This window comes from Arsukibacterium tuosuense, from assembly GCF_900215315.1.
GTDB lineage: Bacteria > Pseudomonadota > Gammaproteobacteria > Enterobacterales > Alteromonadaceae > Alishewanella > Alishewanella tuosuense.
Genome location: NZ_OBEB01000005.1, coordinates 227,000 through 243,070 on the forward strand (window position 1 = coordinate 227,000; position 16,071 = coordinate 243,070).

Here is a 16,071-nt window from a genome sequence, read left to right on the forward strand (position 1 = left end):
ATTGGTAAACAAACAAATCAACAGGCAGCAATCTGTTTTGCTCCTGACAAAATCGAAAAAATGCCGGGCATGACTCAGGCTATGATAACAAGACAAATCAGGACGAGGTGAACACACATGGCTTATCGCAACACGCAATTTCGCCCTACCAAACTGGTAAGGGCTCTGACACTGGCTGGAATGGCAACGCTGCTTAGCGCGTCACCGGCGTTATTAGCACAGCAAACAGCTGAAACCACTCCTGAACAGGCGCAGGAACAAGAGATTGAAGTGATTACGGTAACCGGTAGCTTCCGCGACAGCCTGGCCAGTGCACTGAATCAGAAGCGTTATGCAACCGGTGCCACCGACACCATTAAAGCGGAAGATATTGCTGACTTTCCTGATCTTAACTTAGCGGAGTCACTGCAACGCCTGCCCGGGGTGGCTATTAGCCGGGTCGCTGGCGAAGGCCGGCAAATCTCCGTTCGTGGTTTAGGCCCGGATTTTACCCGGGTACGGATTAACGGTATGGAAGCACAGTCAACCAGTGGCGGTACTGACGCCGTAGGCGGCGCTAACCGTGGCCGTGGTTTTGATTTTAATACCTTTTCGTCTGATTTGTTCAGTGAATTGACTGTGCGTAAAACCGCTTCAGCCAATATTGAAGAAGGCTCACTGGGTGCCACAGTAGACCTGCGCACCGCCCGGCCATTTGATTATGACGCTATGACGTTTGCCGCCAATGTTCAGGCGGGCTACAACGATTTGTCGGAAGAAGTAGACCCGAAGGCCTCTTTCTTATTCAGCAATATTAACGAAGACAGCACCTTTGGTTATTTAATCTCAGCAGCGTTCTCTGAGCGCAATGTGATCGACGAAGGCGCCAGTACCGTGCGCTGGGATAATACCAATGATTTTGGCAGTTATCAGGGTAGTGCTGATGCGCCTGAACTGCAGGCAATTAACGATGCTTTCCGGCCACGCTTACCGCGTTACGATTCCTACACCCACAACGTAAAACGGACCGGCGCGGCAGCAGCCTTTGAGTACCGGCCGACCATGGAAACCCGCTTTAATCTGGATATTCTGTATTCTAAAGATGATTCCAGCCGTAACGAAGTGTTCACCCAGGGCATTTTAAATAATAACGCCATTGGCGCAGCGATGAATGTGCTCGATTATGAAGTAGATAGCACCAACACCGTTACCTATGCCTCGTTTGAAAATGCCGTGGTACGCAATGAAAACCGTTACGACGAGTTATCTACCGACTTTTTGCAATTCACCTTGTCGGCGCAGCATCAACTAACTGATGATTTAAAAATTGACGGTATGATTGGCCGCGCCAAGTCAGAGTTTGATAACCCGGTGCAAACAACCATTGTTATGGAAAAGCGTGGCGTCGACTTCAGCTACGATTATCGAGGTGCTAAACGCGATGCGCCTGAGCTGTTGTTTGGTGCGCCTATCTACGACCCGACCGGCTGGGCAACTAACAGCGTGCGCTTACGGCCGCTGGGCGCAGAAAACACCTTTGATAATGCCGCCGTTAATCTTGAATATGCACTGAGTGACAGCCTGACCTTACGCGGTGGTTTGCATTATAAAACCTTTGAATTTGAAACCCGTGAAGCACGGCGTCAATCAGAGAATACTGCCGGTATAGAGATGACGCCGGATTTAATTGCCAGCTACGATTCCGGTCTGGGTTCGCAAGGTCCCTGGCTAATCCCTGATTTAGCCGCAATCGACGCCCGCTATAATATTTACAGCAATACCGGTGATTTTGAAGTCAGCACCGATTTTCGCCGGGTAGATAACTACTCTGCAGAGGAAGAAACCTTAGGCGCTTACCTGCAACTGGCTTTTGATACTGAAGTCGGTAATACCGTTATCCGCGGTGATGTCGGTGGCCGTTATGTCCGCACCGATCAGTCTTCAACGGCATGGGCCACCGTGGGTGGTACGCCGGAACTGGTGACGGCAGAGCATGACTACAATGAGTTCCTGCCATCGTTAAATCTAGTATTTGAACCCATGGATGATGTTGTTGTTCGCTTTGGCTATGCCGAAGTCATGGCCCGGGCAGGTCTTGCCAGCATCCGGCCAAATGTGTCTGTGTCTGTGTCAGGCGGTGCCCGCAGCGTCAGCGGCGGTAACCCGACGCTGGAGCCGACTAAAGCCAAAACCTATGACTTAGGCCTGGAACTGTACTTTGACAATGAATCGCTGTTGGGTGTTGCTGTGTTCCGTAAAGATATAGACAGTTACGTGCAGGGCCTGCGCGAAACCAAACCCTTTACTGAAACCGGCTTGCCTATTCAGGCTGCCATTGATGCTTGTAATGCCGGCCCGGGTTATGGTGCCGCAACGGGCTGTACTGAGAATGATGAATGGCAAACTAATACGCCGTTAAATGGTCCTGGTGGTGATTTGTACGGTTTTGAAATTCAGTATCAGATGCCATTTAGCTTCCTGCCGGAATTCTGGGATCGCTTTGGTTTTATCGGTAACTTTACCTATGTTAAAGCCCAGCTGGACTACGTAGACCGTGATGGCGTGATCCTGGCCACCCGTGATTTGCAGGGTCTATCACAAAATACCCATAGCGCTACCCTGTACTATGAAGATGAAAAATTCAGTGCCCGGGTGTCAATGGCCTACCGTGACAGATACTTAACCAATGCGCTGGGACGTAACAACAACGATATGGAAGGAACCAATGCAACCCGCAATATCGATGCAGCCCTGTCGTACCAGCTGACCGATCAGTGGAAAGTGAGCTTTGAAGCGCTTAATTTAACTGATGAGGTTGACGATCAGTGGGTAGATTCGAGCGGTAATCGCTTAACTTACTACCATGGTACCGGCCGTCAGTATTATCTGGGCGCCCAGTATAAGTTCTGACGCTTAGTAGCAGGCCTTAATGGCCTGCTTTTTTCTCCCAGCGACAAACCTTGCCCCGGTGGTACTGTCACAGGTGGTACTGTCACAGGTGTTAATGTTGCTTAATACCTTCGCGAGCCAGGGACGGCCCGATTTTTCTGACGGAACTCCAAGTTTATTAACAGGTATTTTATTGTGAACAAGCGTATTCGATATACATTGGCTGCTGTGGCTCTGGCAGTATTGGCGGGCTGTAACCCGTCTGTGCCATCAACCGCAAAGCAATCTGCAACTGATAGCAAAAACGCTGCAGGTTCAGTCAATGCCGTTGCCAGCCTTCAGGTAGCCAATCCGTCTGCTTTTGCCCGCACTGAAACCCTGTATCTGCCCTTTGCTGATTTAGGTTTGCTGGCAGCAGAGGCCAGCACGCTGGTAGCAACGGTTGATGGCAAGGCCATCCCATCGCAACAAATTGACCGCAGTGGCGACGGTCAGGCTGATACGTTGTTTGTCCAGCTGGATGTAGCTGCAGCAAGCCGGCAAAGCCTGACAATCAGCGATGACCCAGCCTTGTCTAACCAAAGTAACTGGCCGGCACGTACTCAGGCTGAGATATCACATAAGGTGGGTGGCGAGTGGCAGGACGCAAAATACAGTGGCGGCAGCTTTCAGAATGTTAGCGAGCTGACACCGCCTGCTCAGTATACCGATCATTCAGAATGGATCCGCTATGAAGGCCCGGGTATTGAGTCAGATAAAGTCGGTTACCGGATTTACCTGGACTGGCGCAATGGCTTTGATATTTTTGGTAAAAAGACGTCTGAGCTGGTGCTGCAAGATGTCGGCCAGGATGGTTATCAGTCTTACCACGAGTTGGCCGACTGGGGCATGGATATTTTAAAAGTGGGTAAATCGCTGGGCGCCGGTGGCTATGGTTACTGGGATGGTGAGCAGGTACAGCTGGTCTCTGAAGTCGGCCAGCACACGGCTAAAGTCATTGAAAATGGCCCTTTATACTCCGCGTTGCAAATTCACTACAAAGACTGGCAGATTGCCGGTAAAACTGTCGATCTCACGGCCGATTTAAGCATGACCGCCGGCTCCCGCCTGGTCAACACCCGGCTTAATTTATCTGAGCCGCTTGAAAATATTGCCATCGGCCTGGTCAAACTACCTGACACCAAACTACTGCAAGGTACTGTTAATATTACCGGCCATGCCTGGACCTATATTGCCACCTGGGGTAACCAGAGCCTGTCGGCACCCGACAGCAAGCTGGGTATGGCGCTGCTGTTTAAACGCGGCCAGTTGCTAAACCAGACTGAAGACAATAACAGCCATGTGGCAGTAATGCGTCCGGCAGGTACCGAACTGGAATATTACTTTCTGGCCGCCTGGGACGGTGAACCCGCTGGAATTAGCAGCGAAGCAGAGTTTGTCCAATACCTGGAGCAACAAGCTGAAATGCTAACGTTAACCCCAAGACAAACCCTGAAAACTACCTTGGGCGCAACTCAGAAAGCCGGCCCGCTGACCGCTGAAGTGGCGCTAAACTGGAGTGAGCGGTTAGCGCAAAGCGAAATGACCCGGCAAACCCCCTTTTATGCCTATGGTGGCTGGGATTACGAGCGCAAACGCCCGAGCAAATGGGAATATACCACTGGTCTGCAACTGCAAGCCTATGACGACTTACTGAAACTAAGGCCAAACCCGGAGTGGCAGCAGGTTCTGACTGACGTTATCGACTCATTTGTTACGGAAGATGGCGATATCCGCACCTATAAAGTCAGCAATTACAATATCGACAGTTTAAACACCGGCAATATGTTGTTGCGTAAATATCAGCGCGACCCCAAGCCTCAATACAAGCAGGCCCTGGATTTATTACGGCAACAGCTTGCGGAGCACCCGCGTACCAGCGAAGGCGCGTTCTGGCATAAAAAAATATACCCACATCAGCTGTGGCTGGATGGCGTTTATATGGGGATGCCCTTTCTGGCCAGTTACAGCAAAGCATTTGAGCAGGGCCATGCTTTCGACGAAGTAGTAAAAGAATTCACCATCAGCCGTGACAAGCTGCGTGACCCCACTACCGGCCTGTATTATCACGCCTGGGATGAAGCAAAAGAGCAAAATTGGGCAGATAAAGAAACCGGCCTGGCCAGTCAATTCTGGGGCCGGGGCTTAGGCTGGCTGGCCATGGCACTGGTAGATGTGCTGGAGATTATTCCAGAGCAGGAAACTGAACTGCGACAACCGCTGTTAGATATGGCAGCGGAGTTAGCCGAAGCACTGGTAAAGGTGCAGGATCCGGCAAGCGGCACCTGGTATCAGATCCTCGATAAGCCAGACGCGCCAGGCAACTATTTAGAGTCATCTGCCAGCAGCATGTTTACCTATTTTTTTGCTAAAGGTGTTAACAATGGCTATCTCGATGCCCGTTATAAGGAGACGGCGGTGAAGGCTTTCAAAGGTCTGGTCGATGAGTTTATTCTGGTACACCCGGATGACAGCGTCAGCCTGGTTAATACCGTGCAGGTCGCGGGCCTGGGTTTTGGCCGTGATGGCAGTTATGACTATTATATGAGCGAACCACTGTTCAGAAACGATGCTAAGGCTAATGGCCCCTTTATTATGGCCGGGGTACAAATAGCCAAACTACTGAACAGCGCTAAGGAATAACCGATGAAATGTTTTGTCAGCTTTTGCCTGAGCTTCGGCCTGCTGCTACCGCTGCAGGCCACTGAACTTAAACCTGTAAAACTGCATTTGGTCGGTGACTCGACCATGTCGGATAAACCGAACCTGGCTTACCCGGAGCGCGGCTGGGGCCAATTGTTGCCGCAATTTGTAACGCCGCAACTTACTGTCGTTAATCATGCCGCTAATGGCCGCAGCACCCGCCGTTTTTTAAACGAAGGCCGCTGGCAGTTGCTATTGAGTGAGCTTGGTAAGGGTGATTATGTGCTGATCCAGTTTGGCCACAATGATTCCAAACAATCTGATCCCGCCCGCTATGCCGCCGCGGACACTGATTACCAGCGTTTTTTGCTGCAGTTTATTGCAGATGTGCGCGAACGGGGAGCAACCCCCATGCTGGCCAGCTCAATTTGCCGGCGCAACTTTGCCGGGGATGGCAGCTTAAAACGCGACCTGGCCGATTACGCCTACGCTGCAGCGAAAGTTGCTGCCGGGTCTGAAGTGAGTTTTTTTGATTTACAGCAGCATAGCTGTGGCTTGTGGCAACAACTGGGTAAGGCAGCAGCTCAGCCTTATTTTATTCAGGTACCAGCCGATTTATACGCTAAGTTTCCCGACGGCACCAGCGACAATACTCACCTGACCTTACAAGGTGCCAGCAAAATGGCGCAGTTTTTTGTACGGGATTTAAAGGCGCAGCAGCACCCGTTAGCCGCTTATGTTTATCGGGAATTGTTGTAGTTAATAAAAAACCGGCGAAAGCCGGTTTTTTATTAACTAGATCAGATTACTCTGGTGCCTTTGACACACCGACCATCGCCGGGCGCAATAAACGACCATTTAATTCATAGCCTTTTTGCATTACAAAGGTCACGGTATTAGGCGCAACGTCAGCTGAAGGCTGAATGGTCATCGCCTGATGTAAATCCGGATTAAACGGCTGGCCTTGCGGATCAATTTGCTGCACACCATATTTGGCAACCGTATCCAGGAAGCTCTTCATGGTCAGCTCTACGCCTTCCACAATACCGGTGAAGGCTTCATCTTCACGGTTAATAAAAGCCAGTGCCCGCTCCAGATTATCCACTACCGGTAATAGATCACCGGCAAATTTTTCCAGAGCAAATTTATGCGCTTTTTCAACGTCCTGGCTGGCACGACGGCGGGCATTTTCCGCATCTGCTTTAATTCGCAGCATTAAATCCTGTTGATCAGCCAGTTTAGCTTTTGCTTCAGCCAGCTCAGTTTCCAGTTTAGAAATTACCGCCTGCTCACCGGACAATTCAACGGTATCAGCCTGGTCATTGGCCGAATTTTCCTGCGCCGGGTTGTCCTGTTTGCTTTCTTCAGCCTGCTCGTTCGGCTTTGCTTGCTCTGTCATGCTAACTACTCCAAATGAAAGTAGGTCTATTATGGGGATGGATTCTGTCGATTCAAGTTTAAATTTAAGCGATGGGCACAGGCTTCCACTAAGGGGACCAGTCTGGCGTAATTCATCCGTCGTGGGCCAAGTAAAGCAATATAGCGATGAGGCTGCGCTTGATAGCGCTGACTAATCACACTTACCGGTGCTAACTCGACAAAACCGGACTCTTTACCCAGGATCAGCTTCGGATGTTCATCTGTGGTAATTTTTTGCAATAAATTAATTAATCCGGCGGGTTGCTCCAGCATCTGAAATACCTGCTGTAATGCCGGATTGTGCTGATATTCAGGGCTTAATAACAACTGGTGCTGACCAAAAATCATCGGCTGATGCTGCAGAAACTCATCCAGACTAAGTTGCCCCAGCACATTATTTATTAACAGTTGGCTGCAGCCACTTTCGCTTTTGGCGATGCTGGCAAGCCGGGCGATGCCATCCTGCCACTGGCCGTTGGCCAGCGCGGCATTAAGCAAACATAGCACTTTTCCCAGGGTGGCGCTGTCGATACTCTGGGCGCAATCCAGTACCCGGTGTAAAATATCGCCATCTTCATCAATAACGACCAGCAACAAGCGATCACTGGCCAGTCGAACCAAATCTATTTGCCTGACTTCGCGGCCACTGGCTTTCGGTGCACTGATGATAGCGACACAACCTGTCAGGTTAGTCAGCAACTGGCCTGCTTGCTGACACAATAACGATACCGGCAGGGTGGGTACCAGCCGCCGTTGAATCTCTGCCTGCCAGCGGCCACTGAGGGGTTGCATGGTCAACATCTTATCGATAAACAATCGGATGCCAGTGGTAGTGGGTACCCGGCCGGCAGAAGTATGAGGAGAGCGGATAAACCCCTGTTGCTCCAGTTGCACCATGGTATTGCGCACCGTTGCGGAACTGACATCTAACGCCTGATTTTCTGCGATAAGCTTGCTCGATACCGGCAAGCCGTCTGCCAGATATTGCTCAACAATCAGCTTTAAAATCAGCTCTGCCCTGCTTAGCGCCACCGCCATACTACGTAATACCTTATTCAGTGTTGGTATTGATCTGGGGGCTGAATTGGCAATATCAAGTTGATAAATCACTAAAAGTGCGCAGAGGCTGGTCGCGGGCCAATGTGACCGCTATACTGGCAAAATGCCAGCCGGGAACCCTAATATGAGTCATGCTTTTACCAAAATCGGTCTGATTGGAAAACCCAATCATCAGGGTGCTAACCATACCCTGGTCAGCCTGTATCATTTCCTTTGCGCCAAAGGCCTTGAGGTATTCGTTGAAGAGCGGGTTGCCCAGTCTTTAGCGCTGGCTGATGCCAAAATTCTCGATTTGGTCGACCTTGGTAAAACTTGCGACTTAGCCATAGTGGTCGGCGGTGATGGCAACATGCTTGGCGCAGCGCGGGTACTGGCACGGTTTGATGTCGCGGTGCTTGGCGTTAACCGTGGTAATTTGGGCTTTTTAACCGATTTGGCGCCGGAATTCTTCGAACAACCCCTGTCTGATGTACTGGACGGTAACTTTGTTACTGAAAAAAGAAACTTACTGGAAATATCCGTGCATCGCCATGGCAGCATAAAAAGCAGCAACAGCGCGGTGAATGAAGCAGTTTTGCATGCTGACAAAGTCGCGCACATGATTGAGTTTGAAGCTTATATTAATAATGAGTTTGTCTACAGCCAACGCTCAGATGGCTTAATCGTCAGCACGCCAACCGGCTCTACTGCCTATTCGTTATCAGGTGGCGGGCCGATCCTTACCCCGGATTTAGATGCGATGTGCCTGGTGCCGATGTTTCCGCATACCTTAAGCAGCCGGCCATTGGTGGTATCGGGTAACAGTGAAATATGCTTAAAAGTAGCCGACAGCAACGACGCCCATCTGCAAATCAGTTGCGACAGCCATGTTATTCTGGCGGTGATGCCCGGCGATGAAATTTATATCCGCAAGCACCCAACCCCACTGCGGCTGGTGCATCCACCTGGCTATAGCTACTACCATGTGTTACGCAATAAGCTTGGTTGGGGCGCTAAACTTTATTAGGCTGGGTCACCTGTTTAAAAATCAGGCTTGCATAATTGCCAATTACTGTATAAATTTACACTGTATCTAAATACAGTTATAACGCAGTATTAAACAGTAATTATTCCTGACGGGAGTCTCAGCATGCTAAGCCACCTTCATATTAGTAATTTTGCTATCGTCCGGGCACTGGAAATAGACTGGCAGGCCGGTATGTCGACCATCACCGGCGAAACCGGTGCCGGTAAATCTATTGCCATTGATGCGCTGTCACTGTGTTTAGGCGAGCGGGCCGACGCCACTGTCGTGCGCCCCGGTGCCGATAAAGCTGATATTGTTGCTACCTTCGACATTGCAACATTACCCCAGGCACAGCACTGGCTGGAACAGCAGGACCTGGCAATGGGCAGCGAGTGTATCGTCCGACGGGTCATTAACAATGAAGGCCGCTCCCGTGGTTACATTAACGGCGTGCAGGTGCCTGCCCAGCAACTTAAAGCCCTTGGCCAGTACTTACTGAGCATTCATGGTCAGCATGCTCACCAGCAACTGTTAAAACCTGATTATCAACGCCAGTTATTAGATGCTTTTGCCAATAATGCGCCTCTGCGTACTAAGTTGAAACAATGCTATCAGCAGTGGCAAACCCTGAAACAGGAGTACCAGCAACTGCAGCAAAGCCAGCAGCAACGTGATGCCCAGCGCCAGTTGCTGGAATATCAGGTGGCTGAGCTGGATCAATTTGCGCCGGTAAGCGACGAGTTTGCCCAGCTGGAAGCCGAGCAAAGCCGGCTTAGCCATGGCCAGACCTTGTTAAGCCAAAGCCAGCAATGTATTGAACAGTTGTATGACAGCGACGAGGGCTCGATTTATCAGGCGCTTTCTGTAGTTAACCAGCAACTGGAGCAATTGTGTCAGCTTGATAACAGTTTAAACCCGCTTCAGCAAATGCTGGCTGATGCGCTGATGCAAACCGAAGAGGCCAGCCGCGAGTTGCGCCGCTATGCCGACAAAGTTGAACTGGACCCTGAGCGGCTGCAAGAAGTTGATGAGCGAATGGGCCAGTGGCTGAATTTAAGCCGCAAACATCAGGTTACCTTTGAACAACTACCTGAGTTTCACCAACAACTGGCCGGGCAATTAGCCGAACTGACCGGCGATGACCAACGTTTAGTCCAGCTCGAAGCCGAGCTGACCGAAGCGGAGCAGCACTATCAGCAACTGGCAGGCGAACTGCACCAGCAACGGCAACAGGCTGCTGGTAAGCTAAGCACAATGATCGCTGACAGTATGCACGAACTCAGCATGGCGAATTCACGCTTTGAGATTAGCGTCCAGGCCCTGAGCTTAGAGCAAGCCAGCAGCCATGGCTGGGACCAAATCAGCTTTACCGTGTCGACCAACCCGGGTCAGCCTTTACAACCACTGGCAAAAGTGGCCTCGGGCGGTGAGTTATCGCGGATTAGTTTGGCAGTGCAGGTTATTCTGGCCGATAAAATTACCACCCCTACCCTTATTTTTGATGAAGTCGATGTCGGGATCAGCGGTCCGGTCGCGGCCGGTGTCGGCAAGCTGTTACGCCAGCTGGGCGAAACCACTCAGATTATCTGTGTCACCCATTTACCCCAGGTTGCCAGCCAGGGCCATCAACAACTGTTTGTTGAAAAATATACCGATGGTCAGGCAACAGAAACCCGGATGCGGCTGTTAAGCGATGAGCAACGGATCGGCGAAATAGCCCGCTTGCTGGCAGGGGAGAATATCAGTGCCAGTGCACTGGCCAATGCCCGCGAACTTTTGTGTGCCCCGGCAGTCTGAAAGAAGATTTTTCAGCAAGGCTGTCATAGGGTATGATAGCCGCAACCGGACTTAACAGACGAAAATGATGAAAACAGTTGTACAAATTTTAGTAGTAATTGGCCTGCTGGCCAGCTTAAGCGCCTGCTCTAACGTGATATACCGGATTGACGTGCCACAGGGTAATTACCTGGAGCAAAAAGACATCAATAAACTGCGGGTGGCAATGACCAAAGAGCAGGTGAAATTTGTGCTGGGCAGCCCGGTAGCAGAAAACGCTTTTGACAACGACACCTGGCATTATTTTTATTCATTAAAAGGTGGCCGTGGTAATAACTTTGAAAAACAACTGATTGTTGAATTCAAAGACGATAAATTACAGGATATTTCAGGCGACTTTGAGAAATCTGAAGATTTTAATACCCCGCTGGATATCTGATAAATCACCATAACAATTTTTACGCAAGAATCGGTTTACCCTAAAACGACCGTTGAAGCCCTGGACGGGCGGAAACGAGGCCCCATGGATGGGTTTACGACGTGTCGTTGTGGGTGAACTGGTTCGGTAGCCACTGCTATTAATGTTCCTGCTTTCGCCCACCGGTAACTTTATCTGCCCGCCCTTCTTCTTTGGCTTTCTCGGCCCGACGCCGGCGTAAGTCTTTAGGATCGGCGATCAGTGGCCGGTAAATTTCAATTCTGTCCCCCTCTTTCACCAACTCGTCCGGTTTAACCGGCCGGCTCCAGACACCAACTTTCTGCTGGCCTAAATCGATATCCGGATATTGCTGTAAAATGCCCGACTGCTCAATAACCTGCAGCACAGTACTTCCAGGTAATACCGATAACGTCAGCAAGCTTTGCTGATGAGGTAGCGCATAAGCCACTTCTACCGTTAATTGCTCAGCCATTATTTACTCCATAAACCACTTTGGCTCTTTGGGTAAAAGCGTTAACCATAGCGGCAGTAAGTTCGGAAAACACTTTACCAAAAGCAAACTGTACCAGCCTGCTGGAGAACTCAAATTCAAGCCGTAGCACTACTTTGCAGGAGCGTTCGTCCAGCGGCGTAAAGTGCCAGCCGCCCTGTAATCGTTTAAAAGGCCCGTCTACTAATTGCATATCAATCCGTTCAAACGGGTACAAAATATTACGGGTGGTAAAAGATTGGCCGATACCCGCCTTGGAAACCTGTAACTTCGCCACCATCTCATTCTCAGTCTGGCTTAAAATGTCCGCAGAGGTACAGCCAGGCAGAAATTGTGGGTAATCTGGTACGGCATTCACCAGGTCAAACATTTGTTGCGCACTGTAAAAAACCAAGGCACTGCGCTCAATTTGTGGCATACTCACTCCCCTTAAAACTCGCTGCTGATTGTAACAGAATAACGCGGGGCAACAAGGCCGGCATAGCACGGCCCCATCGGGATCCAGAGCAGCGTACCCGGTCAGCGCGTTAGCAAAAAATAGCGAATTATGAGCAAAAAAAAACCAAGTAAAAATACCAACGGCACTATCGCAACCAATAAAAAAGCCCGCCACGAATATTTTCTGGAAGACAGATACGAGGCCGGCATCAGTTTGCAGGGCTGGGAAGTTAAGAGTATTCGCGAAGGCAAAGTTAACCTGTCTGACGCCTATGTCATTCTGAAAGACGGCGAAGCTTATCTGTTTGGCGCGCAAATTCAGGCGTTAAAAAGTGCCTCCAGCCATGTTATCTGCGATCCGGACCGCAGCCGTAAACTGCTGTTAAATAAACGCGAGTTAATGAAGCTAATCGGCTTGAAAGAGCGCGATGGTTATACGCTTATCGCCACTGCCATGTACTGGAAAGCCTGCTGGGTAAAAGTTGAATTTCACCTGGCCAAGGGTAAAAAACAGCATGACAAGCGTGATGATATTAAAGACAGAGACTGGTCGCGTGAAAAAGAACGGATGATGAAACACAGCAAACGCTAATTTTTTTGGCTGGCCTTGAAACTATCAGGGTGTGTCACCATCTAATGGGTGTGACAGTTAGAAAGTAAGACCGGCGATTGAATGCTCTGCAACATTTTGCTCCTTGTTATAAGCAGATAGCAGGCGTACAATAGCCAAACACTGAGAGTGTTAGTGTTAAACCAAAGAATTCGGGGCTGATACTGGATTCGACGGGATTCACGAACTCCTAGGTGCATGCCGAGGTGCGGTAGGCCTCGTAAAAAAACCGCAAAAAACTAGTCGCAAACGACGAAAACTACGCACTCGCTGCTTAATAGGCAGTAGAGAGCTCTTCCCCTCACGCATGTCTGTAAGCTGAGACTCTGGAAGATCACCCCTAACAGAATCGCGTCGCGTCTTCGCCTGGAGACAACACGTTAAAACCAATCAGGCTCGCCCGACGATAGCCTGCCATTCGGCGCTCATAGGGTTAACTAAATGAATGTGCTAAGCATGTAGTACCGAAGATGTAGGTTTTTCGGACGGGGGTTCAACTCCCCCCAGCTCCACCACACAAAGCAAAAGGCCACCGCAAGGTGGCCTTTTGCTTTTCTGCTATAAAACAATGCAGACAATGACTAGTACTAGTATGCTTTGATATTCAGAGGTTTAAATGTCTGGGTAAATTTTAGTATGAAGTTAATAGTCAAATCAGATAAAAGCTCAAACCATACTCGACCGCCTCAACCTCATACAGTAGCCCATCCAATTGAAATGTTTACGGGACCTCTTTTCGCGGTAAAACCCGATGAGTGTGAATTTATACATGGCACTGCTTTTATTATTGCTCCAGGATATGCACTTACAGCAACTCATGTATGGGAAGATTATCTAAAAATAATTGAAAAACGAAAATTACACGAGACACTAAAACCTGGTGCAAAACTTAATTTTATGTTGATGTTAAGAATTGATTTACCAAGCGGTGATAGCGTCCACTTTTCAATTGAGAGAATACAATTTCATTTGAAAGGCGATATTTCAGTTTTAGAGATTATCGCTCAAGAAGGATTCGATTGGAGTATTCTCGCACCTTATCCAACTCTGAGACTTAATCCTCCACATGTAAATGAATCTATTTATGCCTATGGTTTTCCTAATAGCTCAGTTGAAATAGAAGCTGATGGTAGAAAAGGATTCCATGTATGGACTCATTTAAGCGCAGGTACAGTGAATGAAGTTCATGAGACACACAGAGATAAAATCTTACTAAAATTTCCATGCTACCAAGTGGATGCACTATTGTTGGGGGGAATGTCCGGTGGCCCAATAACTGATTCTCAAGGTAATATTTGCGGCGTTATAGCATCAAGTCATACTTTAGAAATAATTGGTGACGAGTCACCAATTGGATATGCCTCAACACTGTGGCCAATTTTAGGAGTATGTTTAGAACAACCGCTTGGTAAAAAGAAGTATCAATATCCAAGGTTAATTAGATTGTTTAGAACTAAGGTCATAAAATCTATAGATATCGACCACTTTGAGTTAATCTGTGATCCCGAAGATTTCAGATTATTTTTATCCAATAAAAATAATGAAAGCAGAATTATACAGCTCGGCTTGGCTGAATAAATATCCAAACATATTTATCTTCAACGTCGTGTTTAACACAAGAAACATGATTATTTTTGCCTCGCAAAGCCGATAAAGCGCGCCATCGGGGAACCCCGCCTAACACGCGAGGTAGCTGATGGCGCCCAATTAGTTTGCAAAGTCAGGCGCAAGGCATATAATCGAAGAAAAATTAAAAATATGAACGACTTATTAAACTCTATTAAACTATTTTTCTATGAACGCGTCAGTAACCCTCTTGTTACTGCTTTCTGCTTTTCTTGGCTCGTATTTAACTATCAATTCATATTAGTGTTTTTTTCAGGTGAGGACATTATTGGTAAATTCCACTTTCTATCTGAAATCTATGACTCACCTTCGCACTTGGCAATACCAAAAAAGTGGACTATTGGATTAATCTATCCACTTACCACAGCCCTTACATACATCTTCTTTTTCCCGTTCCTAGCAAAGTATGTAATTAAATTCCACTATCAGAGATCGACTGAATTAAAAAACATAAAAAACATTGCAGAGGGTGAGGTGCTGGTTTCTAATAAAAAAGCACGCGAAATTCAACGCAAGATTAATACGCTCGAAACTGAAAAAGAAGAACTAGAAACCAGACATAAATCAGAAATTAAAGCTTTTCAAGAACAAATAGAAACACTGACAACTGAAACAAATGGCCGTTTAGAAGTCATGCAAAAGAACCTTTCAGACGTAAATCAAGAAAACACAGAGTTGAAGGCTGCATTAAAAGTACTTAAGGATACAGCTGAAGGATCGGAAGCTACAAAAATTAACGCTGAAAAGAATCTCGCTATGTTGCGAGAACAGCTCTCTAATGTTAGCGATGATAGAAATAGTGAGAGAGCCAGACAGGCAATTAAGTCTGCGATTACACATGCATCTAACTCATTAAATGTAAATAGTCTTTATGAGCTTATTGGAACTCCACGATCAAATACCGAAAGAGACTTAGCTTTTCTAATTATATCGAACCTATTGAATGGAGAGACAATGTCCAAGGAAGAGGTATATAGTATTTCAAAAGCGGGTAAGAGTGAGACAGGCTCTATGCTAAATAGGCTTGCGTCAAAAAACATTCTTAAGCATGAGAAAGATGCTGATGGTAGGTACCGCTATTCGTTAACTAAACTCGGCATCGAAAAAGTGAAAACATTACTGGCAAATGCAAGTTAAAACTTCTATTAATACTGTGTCTGATGGGGCTAATGATTTTTCAATTTATCAGCTTCTGTGCAATTCCCCACACTTGAAAGGCATACGAGTAAATATATCTGGTATCGACAATTGATTCGTATATATTTTAGCTATATGTGTTGGGAGTTATTGGATGAGGCAAGGAATAGTATTTACAATCAACGATTCTCAGGCGGTGCAGCTACTGGTTGAAGCTCACTTTCCTGATTCTGTGAAAAAAGTTACGGTAAGGGTGGTAGGTAAAGATCGGATCTTAACGCCGGTGGAAAATAGCTGGGATTCGTTTTTTCTGCAAAGCTGTGGTGCCAGCGACGACTTTATTTCAGAACGTGCCACACAGCAGGATTTAGAGGGCACGTGAACTTTCCAGCTCCACTACTTGCCACTGTAAAATGACAAATACGAATAGCTTACGCATTGAATCGCTTAAATTTTGCCGTTTACCCCAATGATTGTTTTCTTTTTTAAACCCTGTGTAATACTAAATCCTCATATACCCC

General features: G+C 47.9%; 14 protein-coding genes and 1 other RNA gene. 11 read left to right on the top strand and 4 right to left on the bottom strand.

The genetic code is table 11. The annotated features are described in order from the left end of the window. Positions 1-117 precede the first annotated feature (117 nt). The 3 genes from CRO03_RS11910 (at position 118) to CRO03_RS11920 (ending at position 6,309) form a co-directional block, all read left to right on the top strand. Positions 118-2,889 carry a TonB-dependent receptor gene (locus tag CRO03_RS11910; protein WP_097111848.1) on the top strand — a complete coding sequence of 924 codons (2,772 nt, stop codon included), beginning with the start codon at positions 118-120 and terminating at the stop codon, positions 2,887-2,889. 174 nt (positions 2,890-3,063) lie between these two features. Further along, the gene (locus tag CRO03_RS11915; protein ID WP_097111849.1) at positions 3,064-5,550 is read left to right on the top strand and encodes a glycoside hydrolase family 88 protein; all 2,487 of its coding nucleotides are present in this window, start codon (positions 3,064-3,066) and stop codon (positions 5,548-5,550) included. Positions 5,551-5,553: 3 nt separating this feature from the next. Beyond that, entirely contained in the window at positions 5,554-6,309 is a 756-nt protein-coding gene (locus CRO03_RS11920) for a rhamnogalacturonan acetylesterase (RefSeq protein ID WP_097111850.1), read from the top strand. Between the two features lie 46 nt (positions 6,310-6,355). Here the strand turns inward: CRO03_RS11920 and grpE are convergent, their stop codons facing one another. Both grpE and hrcA read right to left on the bottom strand, forming a co-directional pair. Further along, a complete protein-coding gene (grpE, locus tag CRO03_RS11925) occupies positions 6,356-6,949 on the bottom strand; it encodes a nucleotide exchange factor GrpE (RefSeq protein ID WP_097111851.1) in 594 nt (197 codons plus the stop codon). 29 nt (positions 6,950-6,978) lie between these two features. Beyond that, positions 6,979-8,079, bottom strand: a complete 1,101-nt coding sequence (hrcA, locus tag CRO03_RS11930) for a heat-inducible transcriptional repressor HrcA (RefSeq protein WP_245861634.1) — start codon at positions 8,077-8,079, stop codon at positions 6,979-6,981. A gap of 73 nt (positions 8,080-8,152) precedes the next feature. On the opposite strand from hrcA, the gene nadK reads away from it, so the two are divergent. From nadK to CRO03_RS11945, 3 genes are all read left to right on the top strand, one after another. Beyond that, entirely contained in the window at positions 8,153-9,034 is an 882-nt protein-coding gene (gene nadK / locus CRO03_RS11935; protein WP_097111853.1) for an NAD(+) kinase, read from the top strand. Between the two features lie 123 nt (positions 9,035-9,157). Further along, on the top strand, positions 9,158-10,831 hold the full coding sequence (recN, locus tag CRO03_RS11940; RefSeq protein ID WP_097111854.1) for a DNA repair protein RecN: 1,674 nt from the start codon (positions 9,158-9,160) through the stop codon (positions 10,829-10,831). Between the two features lie 64 nt (positions 10,832-10,895). Further along, a complete protein-coding gene (locus CRO03_RS11945; RefSeq protein ID WP_245861635.1) occupies positions 10,896-11,249 on the top strand; it encodes an outer membrane protein assembly factor BamE in 354 nt (117 codons plus the stop codon). A 139-nt stretch (positions 11,250-11,388) separates the two neighbouring features. Here the strand turns inward: CRO03_RS11945 and CRO03_RS11950 are convergent, their stop codons facing one another. Together CRO03_RS11950 and CRO03_RS11955 are read right to left on the bottom strand one after the other, a co-directional pair. Further along, positions 11,389-11,721, bottom strand: a complete 333-nt coding sequence (locus tag CRO03_RS11950; RefSeq protein WP_097111856.1) for an RnfH family protein — start codon at positions 11,719-11,721, stop codon at positions 11,389-11,391. Then, positions 11,714-12,157, bottom strand: a complete 444-nt coding sequence (locus CRO03_RS11955) for a type II toxin-antitoxin system RatA family toxin (RefSeq protein WP_097111857.1) — start codon at positions 12,155-12,157, stop codon at positions 11,714-11,716. Before CRO03_RS11955 ends, CRO03_RS11950 begins: the two co-directional genes overlap by 8 nt. 129 nt (positions 12,158-12,286) lie before the next feature. Between CRO03_RS11955 and smpB the strand changes: the two genes are divergently transcribed. From smpB to vapB, 5 genes are all read left to right on the top strand, one after another. Beyond that, the gene (gene smpB / locus CRO03_RS11960; protein ID WP_097111858.1) at positions 12,287-12,769 is read left to right on the top strand and encodes an SsrA-binding protein SmpB; all 483 of its coding nucleotides are present in this window, start codon (positions 12,287-12,289) and stop codon (positions 12,767-12,769) included. 172 nt (positions 12,770-12,941) lie between these two features. Next, positions 12,942-13,302, top strand: a transfer-messenger RNA (tmRNA) gene (gene ssrA, locus CRO03_RS11965). Between the two features lie 121 nt (positions 13,303-13,423). Beyond that, positions 13,424-14,365, top strand: a complete 942-nt coding sequence (locus CRO03_RS11970) for a S1 family peptidase (RefSeq protein WP_097111859.1) — start codon at positions 13,424-13,426, stop codon at positions 14,363-14,365. A gap of 180 nt (positions 14,366-14,545) precedes the next feature. Continuing rightward, positions 14,546-15,550 carry a hypothetical protein gene (locus tag CRO03_RS11975; protein ID WP_097111860.1) on the top strand — a complete coding sequence of 335 codons (1,005 nt, stop codon included), beginning with the start codon at positions 14,546-14,548 and terminating at the stop codon, positions 15,548-15,550. Positions 15,551-15,704: 154 nt separating this feature from the next. Then, positions 15,705-15,932 carry a type II toxin-antitoxin system VapB family antitoxin gene (gene vapB, locus CRO03_RS11980; RefSeq protein ID WP_097111861.1) on the top strand — a complete coding sequence of 76 codons (228 nt, stop codon included), beginning with the start codon at positions 15,705-15,707 and terminating at the stop codon, positions 15,930-15,932. Positions 15,933-16,071: the final 139 nt, after the last annotated feature.